The 13,479-nt window shown below is 44.9% G+C and carries 24 protein-coding genes; 5 read left to right on the forward strand and 19 right to left on the reverse strand.

Features of this window, described 5'->3' with window-relative positions; genetic code table 11:
* Positions 1–122: 122 nt before the first annotated feature.
* The 19 genes from SD70_RS27680 to SD70_RS27760 form a co-directional block, all read right to left on the reverse strand.
* Positions 123–1,220: a radical SAM protein gene (locus tag SD70_RS27680; protein ID WP_041051610.1), complete on the reverse strand. Its 1,098-nt coding sequence runs from the start codon at positions 1,218–1,220 to the stop codon at positions 123–125.
* 586 nt (positions 1,221–1,806) lie between these two features.
* Entirely contained in the window at positions 1,807–2,157 is a 351-nt protein-coding gene (locus SD70_RS27690; RefSeq protein WP_231571602.1) for a Holliday junction resolvase, read from the reverse strand.
* Positions 2,158–2,167: 10 nt separating this feature from the next.
* The gene (locus SD70_RS27695; protein ID WP_041051615.1) at positions 2,168–2,383 is read right to left on the reverse strand and encodes a hypothetical protein; all 216 of its coding nucleotides are present in this window, start codon (positions 2,381–2,383) and stop codon (positions 2,168–2,170) included.
* Complete coding sequence (locus SD70_RS27700) at positions 2,380–2,763, reverse strand: hypothetical protein (protein ID WP_041051616.1); 384 nt, start codon at positions 2,761–2,763, stop codon at positions 2,380–2,382. The genes SD70_RS27695 and SD70_RS27700 overlap by 4 nt, the downstream gene beginning before the upstream one ends.
* Positions 2,720–3,325 (reverse strand): replicative DNA helicase, encoded by a 606-nt coding sequence (locus SD70_RS34100; protein ID WP_052487962.1) that lies wholly within the window; start codon positions 3,323–3,325, stop codon positions 2,720–2,722. The genes SD70_RS27700 and SD70_RS34100 overlap by 44 nt, the downstream gene beginning before the upstream one ends.
* The gene (locus SD70_RS39505) at positions 3,322–4,008 is read right to left on the reverse strand and encodes a DnaB-like helicase C-terminal domain-containing protein (protein ID WP_052487963.1); all 687 of its coding nucleotides are present in this window, start codon (positions 4,006–4,008) and stop codon (positions 3,322–3,324) included. The genes SD70_RS34100 and SD70_RS39505 overlap by 4 nt, the downstream gene beginning before the upstream one ends.
* Complete coding sequence (locus SD70_RS27710) at positions 3,956–4,879, reverse strand: HTH domain-containing protein (protein ID WP_052487964.1); 924 nt, start codon at positions 4,877–4,879, stop codon at positions 3,956–3,958. The genes SD70_RS39505 and SD70_RS27710 overlap by 53 nt, the downstream gene beginning before the upstream one ends.
* A 23-nt stretch (positions 4,880–4,902) precedes the next feature.
* On the reverse strand, positions 4,903–5,850 hold the full coding sequence (locus tag SD70_RS27715; protein ID WP_052487965.1) for a recombinase RecT: 948 nt from the start codon (positions 5,848–5,850) through the stop codon (positions 4,903–4,905).
* On the reverse strand, positions 5,850–6,722 hold the full coding sequence (locus SD70_RS27720; RefSeq protein WP_041051617.1) for a YqaJ viral recombinase family nuclease: 873 nt from the start codon (positions 6,720–6,722) through the stop codon (positions 5,850–5,852). The genes SD70_RS27715 and SD70_RS27720 overlap by 1 nt, the downstream gene beginning before the upstream one ends.
* Positions 6,700–6,981 carry a hypothetical protein gene (locus SD70_RS27725; RefSeq protein WP_041051618.1) on the reverse strand — a complete coding sequence of 94 codons (282 nt, stop codon included), beginning with the start codon at positions 6,979–6,981 and terminating at the stop codon, positions 6,700–6,702. The genes SD70_RS27720 and SD70_RS27725 overlap by 23 nt, the downstream gene beginning before the upstream one ends.
* Complete coding sequence (locus tag SD70_RS36485) at positions 6,974–7,144, reverse strand: hypothetical protein (protein WP_156158226.1); 171 nt, start codon at positions 7,142–7,144, stop codon at positions 6,974–6,976. The genes SD70_RS27725 and SD70_RS36485 overlap by 8 nt, the downstream gene beginning before the upstream one ends.
* A complete protein-coding gene (locus SD70_RS27730; protein WP_041051621.1) occupies positions 7,137–7,889 on the reverse strand; it encodes a DUF7666 domain-containing protein in 753 nt (250 codons plus the stop codon). The genes SD70_RS36485 and SD70_RS27730 overlap by 8 nt, the downstream gene beginning before the upstream one ends.
* On the reverse strand, positions 7,886–8,095 hold the full coding sequence (locus tag SD70_RS27735) for a hypothetical protein (protein ID WP_041051623.1): 210 nt from the start codon (positions 8,093–8,095) through the stop codon (positions 7,886–7,888). Before SD70_RS27735 ends, SD70_RS27730 begins: the two co-directional genes overlap by 4 nt.
* A gap of 14 nt (positions 8,096–8,109) precedes the next feature.
* Positions 8,110–8,403 carry a hypothetical protein gene (locus SD70_RS27740; RefSeq protein ID WP_041051626.1) on the reverse strand — a complete coding sequence of 98 codons (294 nt, stop codon included), beginning with the start codon at positions 8,401–8,403 and terminating at the stop codon, positions 8,110–8,112.
* Positions 8,375–8,593: a hypothetical protein gene (locus SD70_RS27745; protein WP_156158227.1), complete on the reverse strand. Its 219-nt coding sequence runs from the start codon at positions 8,591–8,593 to the stop codon at positions 8,375–8,377. Before SD70_RS27745 ends, SD70_RS27740 begins: the two co-directional genes overlap by 29 nt.
* Positions 8,590–8,847, reverse strand: a complete 258-nt coding sequence (locus SD70_RS27750) for a helix-turn-helix domain-containing protein (RefSeq protein WP_041051629.1) — start codon at positions 8,845–8,847, stop codon at positions 8,590–8,592. Before SD70_RS27750 ends, SD70_RS27745 begins: the two co-directional genes overlap by 4 nt.
* Before the next feature lie 452 nt (positions 8,848–9,299).
* On the reverse strand, positions 9,300–9,605 hold the full coding sequence (locus SD70_RS37225; RefSeq protein WP_041051630.1) for a hypothetical protein: 306 nt from the start codon (positions 9,603–9,605) through the stop codon (positions 9,300–9,302).
* Between the two features lie 214 nt (positions 9,606–9,819).
* On the reverse strand, positions 9,820–9,963 hold the full coding sequence (locus tag SD70_RS36495; protein WP_156158229.1) for a hypothetical protein: 144 nt from the start codon (positions 9,961–9,963) through the stop codon (positions 9,820–9,822).
* A complete protein-coding gene (locus SD70_RS27760) occupies positions 9,964–10,179 on the reverse strand; it encodes a helix-turn-helix domain-containing protein (protein ID WP_082053711.1) in 216 nt (71 codons plus the stop codon).
* Positions 10,180–10,329: 150 nt separating this feature from the next.
* Between SD70_RS27760 and SD70_RS37230 the strand changes: the two genes are divergently transcribed.
* From SD70_RS37230 to SD70_RS27775, 5 genes are all read left to right on the forward strand, one after another.
* Positions 10,330–11,130: a helix-turn-helix domain-containing protein gene (locus SD70_RS37230; RefSeq protein ID WP_052487966.1), complete on the forward strand. Its 801-nt coding sequence runs from the start codon at positions 10,330–10,332 to the stop codon at positions 11,128–11,130.
* A 41-nt stretch (positions 11,131–11,171) separates the two neighbouring features.
* A complete protein-coding gene (locus SD70_RS39955; protein WP_082053713.1) occupies positions 11,172–12,434 on the forward strand; it encodes a DnaJ domain-containing protein in 1,263 nt (420 codons plus the stop codon).
* A gap of 80 nt (positions 12,435–12,514) precedes the next feature.
* Positions 12,515–12,760: a hypothetical protein gene (locus SD70_RS36500; RefSeq protein WP_156158230.1), complete on the forward strand. Its 246-nt coding sequence runs from the start codon at positions 12,515–12,517 to the stop codon at positions 12,758–12,760.
* Positions 12,761–12,800: 40 nt separating this feature from the next.
* On the forward strand, positions 12,801–13,046 hold the full coding sequence (locus tag SD70_RS36505) for a sunset domain-containing protein (protein ID WP_156158231.1): 246 nt from the start codon (positions 12,801–12,803) through the stop codon (positions 13,044–13,046).
* Between the two features lie 172 nt (positions 13,047–13,218).
* Positions 13,219–13,467, forward strand: coding sequence for a hypothetical protein (locus SD70_RS27775; RefSeq protein ID WP_041051635.1), 249 nt, complete (start codon positions 13,219–13,221; stop codon positions 13,465–13,467).
* Positions 13,468–13,479 lie beyond the last annotated feature (12 nt).

The raw sequence follows: 13,479 nt of genomic DNA on the forward strand, positions 1-13,479 counted from the left end.
CGATGCCGGCGAACATTTCGACGAATGTATGGCTGCTCACCCATTACACCTCTCTTTTCTTTTCCCTTGGCTCGGCCTCCGCCTTCGGCTAAGCGGATTTGGTCGTCTCGATGGCCTTCGGCCTAGAACATGGCAATCTGCATTTCCTCAATCTGCCGCTGCTTCTTGTGCCGATCGCGCCTGTCAAAGTCCTTAAACGGTGTTTTCCGGTAGACGCCACTATTGATCCAGTCCCGCAATGCCCTTACATGGAACGGCTGCGGATTGCCGCGCCAATCGACTCCTACTTTTCCGTTTAAGTCCCGGTACAACATCGGGTAAATCTCGCATCCAAGGCTCCGCAGGATTTCAACTCTCTCCAAATCCTCTTCCTCGGTAGTGTTGAAGCCGATGAGCATATAGAAGACTAGGTGATGTGATGGGATGCCGTATTCGTTGAGCAGTTTCACCCGTTCCGGCACGACTTTGGTCATGTCATAAGTCACTGTTCCTCCGGTTTCGGGGTCTATCTTCTTCTTGGTCATCAGATCAAAGGCGAAGAACAACTGTTTTTTCTTTCCGTCGAATCCGCGATAATCAACTGACCTTAATGCTTGAGCTACCTTCGGGGTGACAAGAGTAATGTCATTCGCTTGATCCCAATGAACCGTTAAGCCGTATTCCTTGATTTCCTCGATGTCTTTGTAAAAATCTTTATGTGCCAGAGAGTTGTTATTCATCAGAATCACATGCTTACCGCGCGGGTTAATCAGGTCTTTTACCGTTACATCGCGGTATTCGGTCAACCCTTCTTTCTTGGGGACTACACAGAACGAACAGCCCACATGACAACCACGGGTTGTAAACCCAATCCCGTAATTAATGTCGTACATCTCATATGTCCAATTCATGTGTGGTATGGCTTCAATCTCGGGTGGAAGCTCGGTTATGGTATACGGCGCTTTCGTGTAGTCATCCCATCCGGTTCCGCCGATCAGGATTTCATCAGCACGTTGTTCCCAGTAAGGCAGCATCCGCTTTATCATTGGGCGTGTTGCCGTGAAGATAGTAGAGATGTACAGACGGTCAACTTTCTCGCCATTATAGGGATAAATTACCTCGTCGCCGTTAAGCTTGTGGTAACCATATATCTTGCCACACGCGATATTGGGATACTTAGACTTGCGCCCGAATCCGTCCGTCTCTTTTTTGGTGTCTATGTCGAGTATCCCAACTCTCATCTCATTCACCGTCCTTGTCTTTACTTCAACCCGACCGAATCACCCAGCGAAGCGGGGGCCGTATCAGGGTTATCCTTTAATCTGTGATGGTACTTAAATATTCATTTTGATGTATGGCGTCTTTTAGCTTTGACGGGTAGACTTTTGAATTTCATCAATTTACTCGCCGCTCTCAAAACATAAACATTTCGACTTTTCCAGTGCGACAACCCGAGATAGAGAGACATTGGACGTTCAACTCCTTATGTTCAAAGCTATTCATTGTGATACTTGCCGTAATTGCTTCTTATACCGGATACCCGATTCTGTCTCATCCAGCCACTTATGACACTCAAGGCAGCTATCAAGCAAATCCGCAGCCGTAGTCCGATGCGTCAATTGCTTCCTTCCCGTAATGTGTGCCTGTTGTACAGCGGGAGCGCCTTTGCAACGTTTCCTGACTTCACAGATGCCGCCTGATCGCGTCCGAACCTGTTTCCGCACCTTTGGGCTGATATATCCCATTTGCCGCTGTGTTGGCTTTATGCGCGTTCTAGCGAGCTGCGTTTGCTTACTGTAGGGGTTATAGGCGAATTGGGTCATAGTTTCAGCTCGCCTCCAATATCTCAATCTCGATCCGCGGGTTTGTCTTATCCACTTCGAACCGGTGACTAAAGTCCGCGATTTCTTTCCAACCGTCATTGGAGAGGATACCGGCTTTCTGCAATCCGTCGAAAATGAATTTAATTCCGGCCGCGATGTTGTCTTTGTTGTGTAATCGATCCGGGCATACCCACGTGATGATGAAATTTGCCCGTTCCACTGGTGCTATATGTTGAGCTTTGGCGTGCCAAGCAACGACATTATCGTAATATTCTTTCAAGTCCCGGTATGCGTATTTGCTGCGCTTAGAAATGTTGATGATTTCGTTCATAGTGGGTAAGGTGCCAGGTATCACCAGTTTCAATTTAAGCCCCCCTCTTGCGGCTTTTGCCGTATCCCTTGGGCATCTCCTTCTCAAGCACCACATGCTTTGTTACAGTGGTAAATTCGGCTAGCCCTTCGATGATTTCACTTTGATCAACCCGGCTTCCAAAGTGCTTCTTGACCTCGCCGATGGTCGGGACTTTGCCGGAGTACATGTAAGTTTGTTTGAGAAATTCATAGACATGCCAGCGGTTCATGCGACATTCTCCTTTCTCATTTGCTCAAACTGGGCCTTGAGTGTGTTGAAATGCGCGAGATATTTCGTTTTCTTGCTCGGGTCCGTTTCCTGCTCAATCATCTGCTCGCCCTTTTCTAGCCGTTCCAGAAGGGTGTAATACTCTTTGTTGGCAATGGCGTCGATCAGGTCATGATAAGCTAGCTCGATTTCGTCGTAAGCTTCTTCCCAGTCTTGAGCTTCAAAGATTTTTATCGAAAGGGTTTCATACGTGCCCGGGCTGATTTTCTTTTCATCCTTGGCGAGTCTTAGAATCCGGTGAAAGGTTTGCTCGTTAATGATCAAATACTCTTCCAGGCTAACGTCGGGATAAGCTGCTAAGGCGCTGGCGCTCTGCGTCATAATGAAGTTCCACCTTTCCCACTTTACCGTTTCGTTGTTTGCCGAAGTTCACTTCCATGATGCCTTTGCGATCCGTGTCGGGATTGTAGTATTCATCCCGGTATAAGAGAGCAATCACGTCCGCTGCGGTTTCGATGCCAGTGGATCCCGAGAGATCGGCGATGCTGGGGCGTTTGTCTTGGCGGTTCTCCACGTCGCGGGTGACTTGGGATAATCCCATCACCACACAATCGCATTCCTGTGCGCCGGCGCGGAGTTTACGGCAAACCCGGGCAATGGCGCTGCCGCCGTTGTCGTTATGCTCGCCTTTCTCTTTCACGTCTTGGATGTAATCCACCGCAACAAAATCCAGTCCTTGTGTGCGTTTCAGGTGTCGCATGGAATCTACGATGTAGTCCGCTGAGACGCCGCGCCGGTCGTCGACGTAAATCTGTTTCAAAAAGGGTTTCCACTTCTCGATCTGCGGCCGTAATTCCTTGGCGAGTTGCCCTGTGCGTAAGGTCTCGTAGTCGACTCCCATGAGGTTCGCGAGCATCCGGTTGTAAATTTGCCGCTTGTTCATTTCGAGCGAGTACAGGGCGCATTTATATCCAGCTTGGTCAGGCGTAGAATAACGTCGATTTCAAAAGCAGACTTGCCGATACTAGTCCGAGCGCCCACTACCACAAAATCCGTCCGGTGGAATCCTGTGGTGAGTCGATCCATCTCCGTATGCCCGGTCATGAGCCCGAAGGCTTTGCTCGGGTCATCCATGATTTCCGTGAGCCACTCATACCACTGTTCTACATCTCGCTCCGGGTCTACGGTTTCTTGCTCCGAGGTCTGAAGGGAGTAGATTTGCTGTTGCAGTTCTCGTAGCAGTTCGTCGGCGTCTGTTTCATCGCTGGCTTCGGTGTAAAGCCGGCGGCCGAGATTGCGGAGTTTTTCGGCAAGGGATTGCTTTTTGAGTTTTGAAATGAGTTCCGGGATCCTCGCCACCGTTCCCGCACATCCCCGGAGTACCTGGAGCAGTTCCGCTTTATCCCTAGCCCTCACTGCGATGGCCCGGAAGGTGGGAGGCTCGACTTTTTCCACTTCGAGCATGAGTTCAAAGAGCCATTGGTACTCTTGGAACATGTCAGACTGTAAACGGGATCGATACTCGGTGAACAGTTTCCCCGTGGTATCCCGCAGGAAAATGCCTAAAAGTTCTTCATGGGCCGAGGGCAGTTTGATTTCGCTCGGCTTGTTTGCGTCGAACGTCATCCAGGAAACTCCTCTCTTCGTCGGTCAAAATGACTAAATCGCTTCGGCCGTTGACGATTTTGGCGGGCTTTTCTCGAAAACGTGATGGACTTCCAAGGGCGACTGACCCCACGTGCGGCACCGCAGGAGAAGTTATGGATTCGTCCACTTGCAATCTATACCACTCGTCATAGCAGCGAGGGATGCAGTAAGTCACGCTCCGAATCTCGTCTTTCTTGTGTCGCGGTCTGTATTCGTCAAATGCTTTGTCAATACAAGCCTTGATGATGGGGATCGGCACCCCGTCCGCGACCATTTGTTTGATTTCGTCAAAGTCCGTTGGGCTCACATCGAACCCCTTGCCTCGTCTCTTCACGAAATGCTTGGCGACTTCGTCAGCAAGTTTCAAAATCTCGTTCGCGTCTTTTATCACTACAGCAGCATTATTATTTATCTTTATAATATCTTTATTAGATGGCTCATTTTTGCACCGTTGATGGCTCATTTCTGAGCTATCACTTTCATTCTGATGGCTCATTTTTGCACCATCACTGTTTTCTGATGGTTCATTTTTGAGCCTTCTCTTTTTGGAATTTCTAACCGTAAATATGAGACCATGAGGAGCACGGGTAACGCGGATGTATCCATGCTCCTCGAGTATTTCGATCCATCGTTTGATCGTTGATCGATTAACGCCGAATTGTTCTACCAGTTCATCTATTTTTACCGGCTTGTTACCGAGTACAATGCCCCATGTAATCCCGTCTCTTTCGACTTCCTTTGTTGTGGAGCTGATGCACCATAAGAACAGCCAGATCGCAGAATTAATTTTTTTATAGTGAGTCGGCTCAAGTAAGCCCGAATATATGGGGAATGGGTAACTTTCGGGCATATCCTTCAACCCCTAATCCGAGTTCATGATAGGTTCAATTCGCCTTTCTCCAAGTCAACCAAGTTAGGATCGCCGCCAGTTTGTTCAAGCTCGTCATCTTCTTTATAAGAAGCGCTGTAATCCGTCACGTCGATCACTTCGGACATGTCGTCGGCATTGATATCGCGCTTAATTGTTTCGTCTGCCGAAAGCTGCTTATGCAGGTTTTGGTAAGCGGTGCTCTTGGGTAACTTCTTGTCACAAAGAGCAATCAGCACGGTTTTCAGGGCCATCGAATCAAAGTCATCTTTCCACGGTCCGTAAAACTCGCCGGTGTATTGCTTGGTCTGTTTGTCTTTCTTCTGCGATTTGGAAAATCGTAAAGCGTGGTTTAGGATTTGGCTCTTGCTCATTACGGTACAAACAAAGCCGCCGTCTTTCGTTACCGCGTAAGCATAATAGGCGTAGGGCTGGCCGCGATCACCTTTAAGGTTTGGAATGTGTTTAAACGTCCCGTCCTTACCCTTCTCGTAGATGACCGTATCGTTTTCGCAAATCATGTCGCAATCGATTTCTGAGACAAGACCGGATTGCCATACGAGCTTCAGAACTCCTCTATATCCCATTTGGAACTGCGCTTCGTCCACCCATACCTCCCGCCCTTCGATCACCCGTTTATTGGAGTACGGAATAAGATGGGATTCTTTTAGTGGAGTATTGGGTTCCAGTCCAAGCTGGGCTGATTGCATAAGCGCTGCGATAATGCTCATTCCATCGCATTTCATGAGGTTTGGATTAGTACGAACTACCGTTATGGCAATCCGCACGAAACGCTCAACCCCGACGTGATCGGGAAGGGCTCTCTTGAATTCCTTCTCCATTGATTGGATGAGATCAAACACCGTCTTGGGCTTTTCTTGCGTTGCAGGGGCGGCTCCGGCTCTTTCGGCCAATTTGTTTGATATGCTGGCCTGATTTACTTTGGTTGTCATTACTCATTACCTCCGACTACTTTAAATGTCCGTTGACCGTTCTTATTGGCTTTCCAAGTAAACTTCAGATCGCCTTGGAAATAAGCCAATTCAGCGTCTTGCATAATGCCCTTGATTTGATTTTTGGCCGTATCCTCCTGCATCTCAGACGCTTTCTTAGCTGCTCTTGCTTCGTACAGCGATTGCATGATCGGATAGGCTTCTTCGGGTAAATCCACGCCTCTGCCGGGCGAGGATTCGGCATATCGCTCGTTCAAGTAGTCCGTATCTTGATGGCTATAAGCCGGCGGTACTTTTGCCAGCACATTGTTATGCCAAAATTCCGTTTCAATAGTGATAAGGTTCTGAATCAATCTTTCATCACGCTCGATCACTTTCCATTGGAAGTCCCAACCTCCGATCAGAACCGCAATAAACCAACGTTCAGCCCCCGTGACGGCCATGTAGTGATTGCATTGCATGATATATTCCGTGGGTGCCTGCGTACCACTCCAATCGTCCCGCGAGAATTCGCCGGTGTTCTTGATCTCGAGCCCGGCATTTTGACCCGGCAGCCAGCGATCAATATTGGCGAGCATAAAGGGATGATCTTGGTGCTGGAAGATGGCGTTTTGCTTCCATACCTTATATCCGGTTTCTTCGGCAAACCAATCCGCGATAACTGGTTCCAGAATGCGGCCGGCTTTCATTTTGGGGTTATCTTCGATGGGGGCGAGTTCCCCAATCTTATCGAGATACACTTCCATAGGAGACTTGTAACGGCTCATTCCGCATATGGCGGCTACATCCGAGCCGCCAATCCCCTTCCGCCGGTAATCGAGCCAATCTTCATGTGCGAGCTCCTTTGTATTAACTAACCTTAGCGCTTGCATATCGATCCCCCTCAATGGATTTATTGAGTTCATAATTGAGTGCTAACTGGTTTTCCAACATCTTGATTTCGTTCTCGTATTCGGCGTTTCTCTTATCCGATTCAATCTGTTGCTGCTGCAGGTCAATGATGATATCCGTCAGGTCATGTCTCAGAAAATCCGCTATATCTTCGAGCGTGGAGGGGAGTGAGGTTCCCCTCCCGCTTGTGGCTTGTTGGAGATTTTGAAGTTTGGCGATGGAGCCATATAGGTTAATCATCGAACCTTCCCTCCTTGATTCCGAGCCGTCCGAGTACATCTTCGCGATGATATTCCGGCGGATAGTATGGGTCTCGATTAACTATCATGCGTTCAATTTTCCGCTGTCGCCGAAGCTGCCCTTCTTCTTCGACGTAGTCGTTAAGGTCGTTGTCATTAATCATCGATATCAATCTCCTCAAACTCGCCATTTTTCAGTTGATACCATGCATCTGCTTTCAGTGCGTCTCCGTCGATTTGTGCGGATTTCACGCATTTCGGAATGTATCTGTTAATATTTTCGTCGTACGTCCACTCCGCCAGCGTGATCCAACAACCGAGTTTTGCCCTAATGCGGCTTTCGATACCGATTGCGGCTCCCACAGAATTTTCCCCTTTGAGGGCGAGCTTGGCATAGTTGCCGCTGCTGGCGAGCTTGGCACCGTCGCCGCTGCTGGCGAGCTTGGCACCGTCGCCGCTGCTGGCGATCTGGGCATCGTAGCCGCTGCTGGCGATCTGGGCATCGTAGCCGCTGCTGGCGATCTGGGCATCGTTGCCGCTGCTGGCGAGCTTGGCACCGTAGCCGCCAACTTCCGTCTTAGGATCGGCTTTGCATTTGTCCCAAAGGAAATCAAAACTGGCTTTTACGAATCCTGGTAAGTCGAGCTTTGCACCGATCTTGATTTTGTTCGTAACCGACTTGTTATCTTCGGTTTTTATGTCCCCGAGTGCTTCGACTTCGGCAAAATCGCTGAGCTCTCCGTTATCGTCAATGAGCGGGTAGTAGTTAAGTACGTCCAGCGGATTTTCGCAGAAGTGGAATCCGGAGTTGCAAACGCGCAAGTCGCCAGTATGCTCAAACGTTTTACCCTCCTTGTACTGAAACCCCCGACAGATCAAGCCTTTTTTGAATGCTTTATAGCCTTTCATACAGCACGCTCCTTCTTATTTTTAATATTTTGTGCTACAATTAGGACGAGAATCATTAACCGTGTTCTCGAGCTTGGCCGTCTGGCAGGACGGTCATTTCCTTTTCCATAGAGCATTTCATAATCTTCTATGGCTTCTTGCAATGATAAATCTTGAAACTTGGGTCGATCCCCGTTGCAGGCTTTCTCAATCCATGCCGGTGTCAACGCAAATCATCTCCTTAAAATTTTTCAATCGCCCACAATACGTTGTCTCGCGTGAATTGTGATGCATTCTCAGACTGCGTGTACGTTTTAATCAGATCAAGTTTGGCTTGTAGGTTTTCACACTTGATACTTGTTTCAACGATTTCTAGTAACAACCAGGCGATGTATTCGCGAAGCTCAGCTTCATGCTCTGGACGTACTCCCCATTCCTTGAGCATGCGAACATAGAGGTTTAAAGAGCCTTTAGCGGATCCAATGAGCTTTTCTTCGTACCCACCGCTAGGCTGTTCTTGTGATACGTCGTTCACCCTCTTTCGCCTCCATTTCTCGTTTAAACTGTTCCAGCATCGCCGCATTCACCGCGTCCCGCTGTTCTTGCGTTGTTATTTCAATACCCGCATAAGATGGACCGTATACCGGCTCGCGTGGCATTTTCTCTTCGCGAACCATAGAGTTCTCCAGTTCTTTGCGGAAGGTCATATCGTAGTTTCCTTTCATGCTCTGATTATTCTTGCTGGATTACCGCCATCAAACCTGATGTATGTGATATGGGCATGCCGATTTTCCAAATAAAACTCTTCCAATTCTTTGTACTCGGTATAGCTCGGTTCCTGACGCCCGTTTTCGATGCGTGACAACTTTTCTACTGTCCACCACGGCATAGCTTCAAATACTTTTTCCTGCGTCATGCCAGCCGCTTTGCGCATGAATTTGAGCTTGGCGCCGAGCTTCTGGACTTCTAAACGAATCAATGTTCTCACCTCCCATCCTTGTCGAAAACTTGCAATTTTTCCTATGTTTTTACTAGTGAGTACCAGTTAAGATAGAGACATAAGGTTGCTACCCCTTCATCCTCCTCTACATCGCCCGCCTGCTAGCAGCGGGCTTTTCCCTCTCCATCGCTGGATATTTCTTGTTCAGCAATTTAACATACCATCGGTGCAGTTCACGCCAAGCTCGTTCGCTCAAACCCGGATTGTTTGGTTTCGGGAGAGAATTGGACATTTTCGTTCGCCTCCTTTTCTTACTTCCTCCTTCTGGTAAAATGGAAGTTGTCGGGACTTTCCATTTTTTTAGAAGGGGGGTGATCGTATGCAATTGATTCCAGTAAATTCAGATACAATAAAAATGATTGGTTACGATGAATCCACCAAAGAAATTTACATTGACTTCTACCACGAAGTAAGAGCTTATGGACCTTATCCTAGAGATTTTTTTGATCAGTTTCTGAACCATCCGAATAAAGATTTATTTTATTCAGGAAATTTTTCTGGGAAGTGGGGTCGTATACTCCATTGGTGACTAAAATACGCCGCAATGTTTCTTCATCGGTTCTCAAATCAGCAACTACGATAATCGCAGGTCCACGAGCTTCTTTTACCAGGTCTCCGACTTGAATTCTGTACGTCTCATCAGTCGAAACATGTTTGATACTGAATTCAGAATTGTGCACTACTGGAGCCGTCGTTGCAGCGGCGGCTTCTTTCCGCTTATCCTCTTGGTTTTCCACGTTCATTCACCTCCTTATGCAGACTGTTCATTCTATTTCAATCGAAAAAACATCATCAAATTCAACATCTAGGTTGATTTTCATTATCGAACCAGAACATTAGCGTTTACAGGAATTTGTTTCCTTTCTGTAGAAATTGGTAGATGGTCAAGGCTACCGCAGAAATGGAGCTTTACAAGACGATTTACAAAGCAGTGGAAAGTGCACATCGGGATTAAATTAAAATATTTTTAGCAGATTGAATTAATTCAGCGGTAGCCTTGACCAATTCCGCGTCCACCTTATGCACTTCCGCTTGTTCTCGGATAAGCTCGCACAGAACAGTTATTGTTTTGTTGATTTGTTCAACGTTGCCCATCTATACCACCTCCTTTACTTGATCTTCATTCAACAGCTCGCTAACCGATACGCCGAGGGCGCGGGCGAATTGTACTAATTCATCTGAAGTTACCCGACGTTCGCCACGCTCGATTCGACTTATTAATGTCTGATCAATATGAACCAGTGTCCCCAATTCACGTTGAGACATTTTTTTGTTTTTTCGATAACGAGCGATTCGCGCTCCAACCATCATAACCACCTCCTGACAATTATCATTTTATGACTATATGTTCTATTTGTCAATATATTTTATGATTATTTATTCTATTTTTATGTTTCTATGTCCTTTACGTCTGGAATTATGTAAAATAACAAGTACAAATTGTTCTAAAGGATGGTATACATGAAACGTCTTTATATAGGAGATAAATTGAAGCAATTAAGAAAGTCAAAAGGTTTGACTACAAATGAAGTTGCAGAAAAAATAAATGTTTCCCAGTCATACATAAGTAGGTTTGAAAACAATCGGGCAGTACCCGACATAGAGATGCTTGCTAATATCCTTGAAGTCCTAGGAACAGACATCCCATCATTTTTCACGGACGAGTCATATTCACTTCCCCCCGATCTCATGCAACTCATCGAAACCACAAAAAAACTTCCGTCAGAGGAACGGAAGGCACTCAATGAATATTTAAAAGTACGCTTGTCGTTTATGAATGAAACATCCGCGGCGAAAGAGAAATCGAAAGTCGTGAGCCTGGTTGCGGAATCGAAAGCACAGTATGCAGAAGAAGACATTTACGAAATCCCGCTCGTCGGAGCTTCCGCCGCGGGTTCTCCGATGAGTGCGGTTGGTTATCATGAGGGCAACTTTGAAGTTCCCGGAGACTGGGGAGACTTTGCATTACGGGTAAAAGGGGATAGCATGGAGCCTCTTATACCCAATAAAGGATTTGTCTTTGTGCGGCAACAAGAGGAAGTCAACAACAATGAGATTGCTTTGGTGAAGATACTGGGGAATCTTGAGGAGGAAGTGACAATCAAAAGAATCCGTTACAGGGACGACAAGGTGCATTTGATATCTGAGAACCCAGAATATAAACCAATGGTGTACAATCATGAGGAGATTAAAATTTTGGGGAAAGTTGTAAAGTGGTTATCTGCTGACGAAGGGAACCATTATTTGAAGGAAAATATGTGAGAGCAAGTCCCCCAACCGATGGGGAAATTTTGAGGAATATCATGGAACAATTCGAGATCATCTCTTGTCTGAATTGTGGCAATAAAAACAAAGTGCAATCTAGTAAGAAAAAGCAAGCTATTTGCGGAGTTTGCAAGAATACATTGTACTCCAACGATACTTATTATGATATTTTGGAAGTTTCAGATAATGCGACTCAAGAAGAAATTCGAAAATCATATAGAAGACTTGCATTAATTTGGCACCCTGATAAAAATCCTGACAATTACGAACATTCAACAGAAAAATTTAAGCGAATAAATGAAGCGTACTCTGTTCTTAGTAACCCCGAAAAAAGATCGGAATATGATGAAAAATTAAAATTTGCATCAAATGAAACAGATTTCAGAGATAAAGAACCAAAAATTGATTACGAGACAGCTACTCAAATATTTTTCAATGAAATGTATGGACTGGCAATAGAAATGGCATTTCAAAATAATAATTGGTCTAAGATATTTCCTCATTTGGTTGAAAGAGGTTGTCCTGAAAATATAGCTACAATTATCTCACAGCAATGCGTGCAATATAGAAAAGCAATAATTAGAAATATTGCATTAAGAGCACTAGTAAAATCTGGAATATGGTTTATTATCGGTGGTATCGTATCATTAATTTTTAAGGCAAGTTGGATTTTTGTGATGATGTTATTTTACGGTGGACATTATTTGTTTGGCCCGATAAAGCATTTAATTACTGGAAGTGTTCCGATGCAAAAGGCTGGGTCAAACGAAGCTTTTAGTTCGCCTCTAAGCCCTAAAGAAACCAAAAAAAATAATGTACGTTACTGGATAATTGGTATAGTAGTTTTTGTATCTTTGATAGGAATCTTCGGTTATTTTTCTTCACAGGATGATGCTAAACGTAAGCAGCAACACCAAGCCGATCTAACTAAATTAAACGAAATGAAAAATAATTTAAATACAGAATTGTCGGGGATAAAAGATCTAGAGACACAATTAAAAACAAAGGAAACCGATCTAAATCAAATAAAATCTAAATTAGATCAATTGAAAAATGACATACAAACAACAGAAAAGCTTTATCCCCATGGAGCACCCGAACCGACATATAGTCAATACCAAAAAAATCTCAATGATTATAATAATCTAGTTACAAAATACAATTTTGATCTTGGTATCTATAAACAGATGTATAGCAATTATTTAAATAAAATCAATGATTATAATCAAAAAGTCAATGAAACAAACGCCTTCGCAAAAACAATAGGATCCACAGATCACGTGAATACAACTAATCGTTAATTCCATGCCACAATAAGCCTACAAAGGGCTTTTTCTATAGCAAGTCCCCCAACCGATGGGGAGTATGACGGTGATATAATATGCCTAATCAACCTGAATATTTGAGAGCATTAAGGGCAAGGAGAAACATTGGCCATTTTATAGGATTTTGTATTGTCATTACAATCGTAGGTGGATTCATGGAATATGGTTTTTTAAAAGGGTTATTGTTTTTACTTGGTGGATTAATTATTTGGTGGATTATCAATATTATACTTAATCTTGTTTTTGGTCTCATTGTTCATGATTTAATAAATAGTGAATCTAAAAAAATGCTGAAGAAATAGCAAATCCTCCAGCCGATGGGGAACGTAATCGGGGATTGTCATGAGATTATTTATATTGGGAATTTTCTTGGCTTTATCAGCTTGTGGACTAAGTAAGAATGCGGTTGCGTCTGATCATGGAGGATGTCCGGCCGATCATCCAATCAAAGGTAATGTGAATCAGGTAAGTGGCGAAAAAATTTATCACTTGCCCGGCGATCCCTATTACCGAAGAACTAATGCCGAAGAATGTTTTGCCAATGCTGAAGATGCACGGAATGCAGGGTATCGCGCATCGAAACGATAATAGCAAATACCGGAGCCGATCTGGAAATTTTATGGGTGAGGAGAAAAATTATTTCACCTATTTTCATAGTTGTAATTATAGCATTCGGAAAACGATTGTATTAGTTTGTCGACATGGAACATGAATTTGACAAATTACCATCCGAATAATGACATCGTGAGGTGATCTTAAAATGAGTGACCAATTAAACCGTATTGAAGATATGCTTTCCCAACTCATCAAAATGGTCGGTGATGCGAATGCTAGATTAAACGTCTTAGAATCGGAACAAAGAAACATGAAACAAGAGCTAAAGAATGATATCGCAACACTCTCCGAGCGTTTGGAACGGAAAGTAAATACTCACGAGTATAGCATCGACATTATCCAGCGTGAGCAATTCAAGATGAGAACAGAAATTGAGATGTTGAAGAATAAATAGCCGCGCCCATTT

The sequence above is a fragment of the Gordoniibacillus kamchatkensis genome, from assembly GCF_000829455.1.
In the GTDB taxonomy this organism is placed as follows: Bacteria; Bacillota; Bacilli; order Paenibacillales; family NBRC-103111; genus Gordoniibacillus; species Gordoniibacillus kamchatkensis.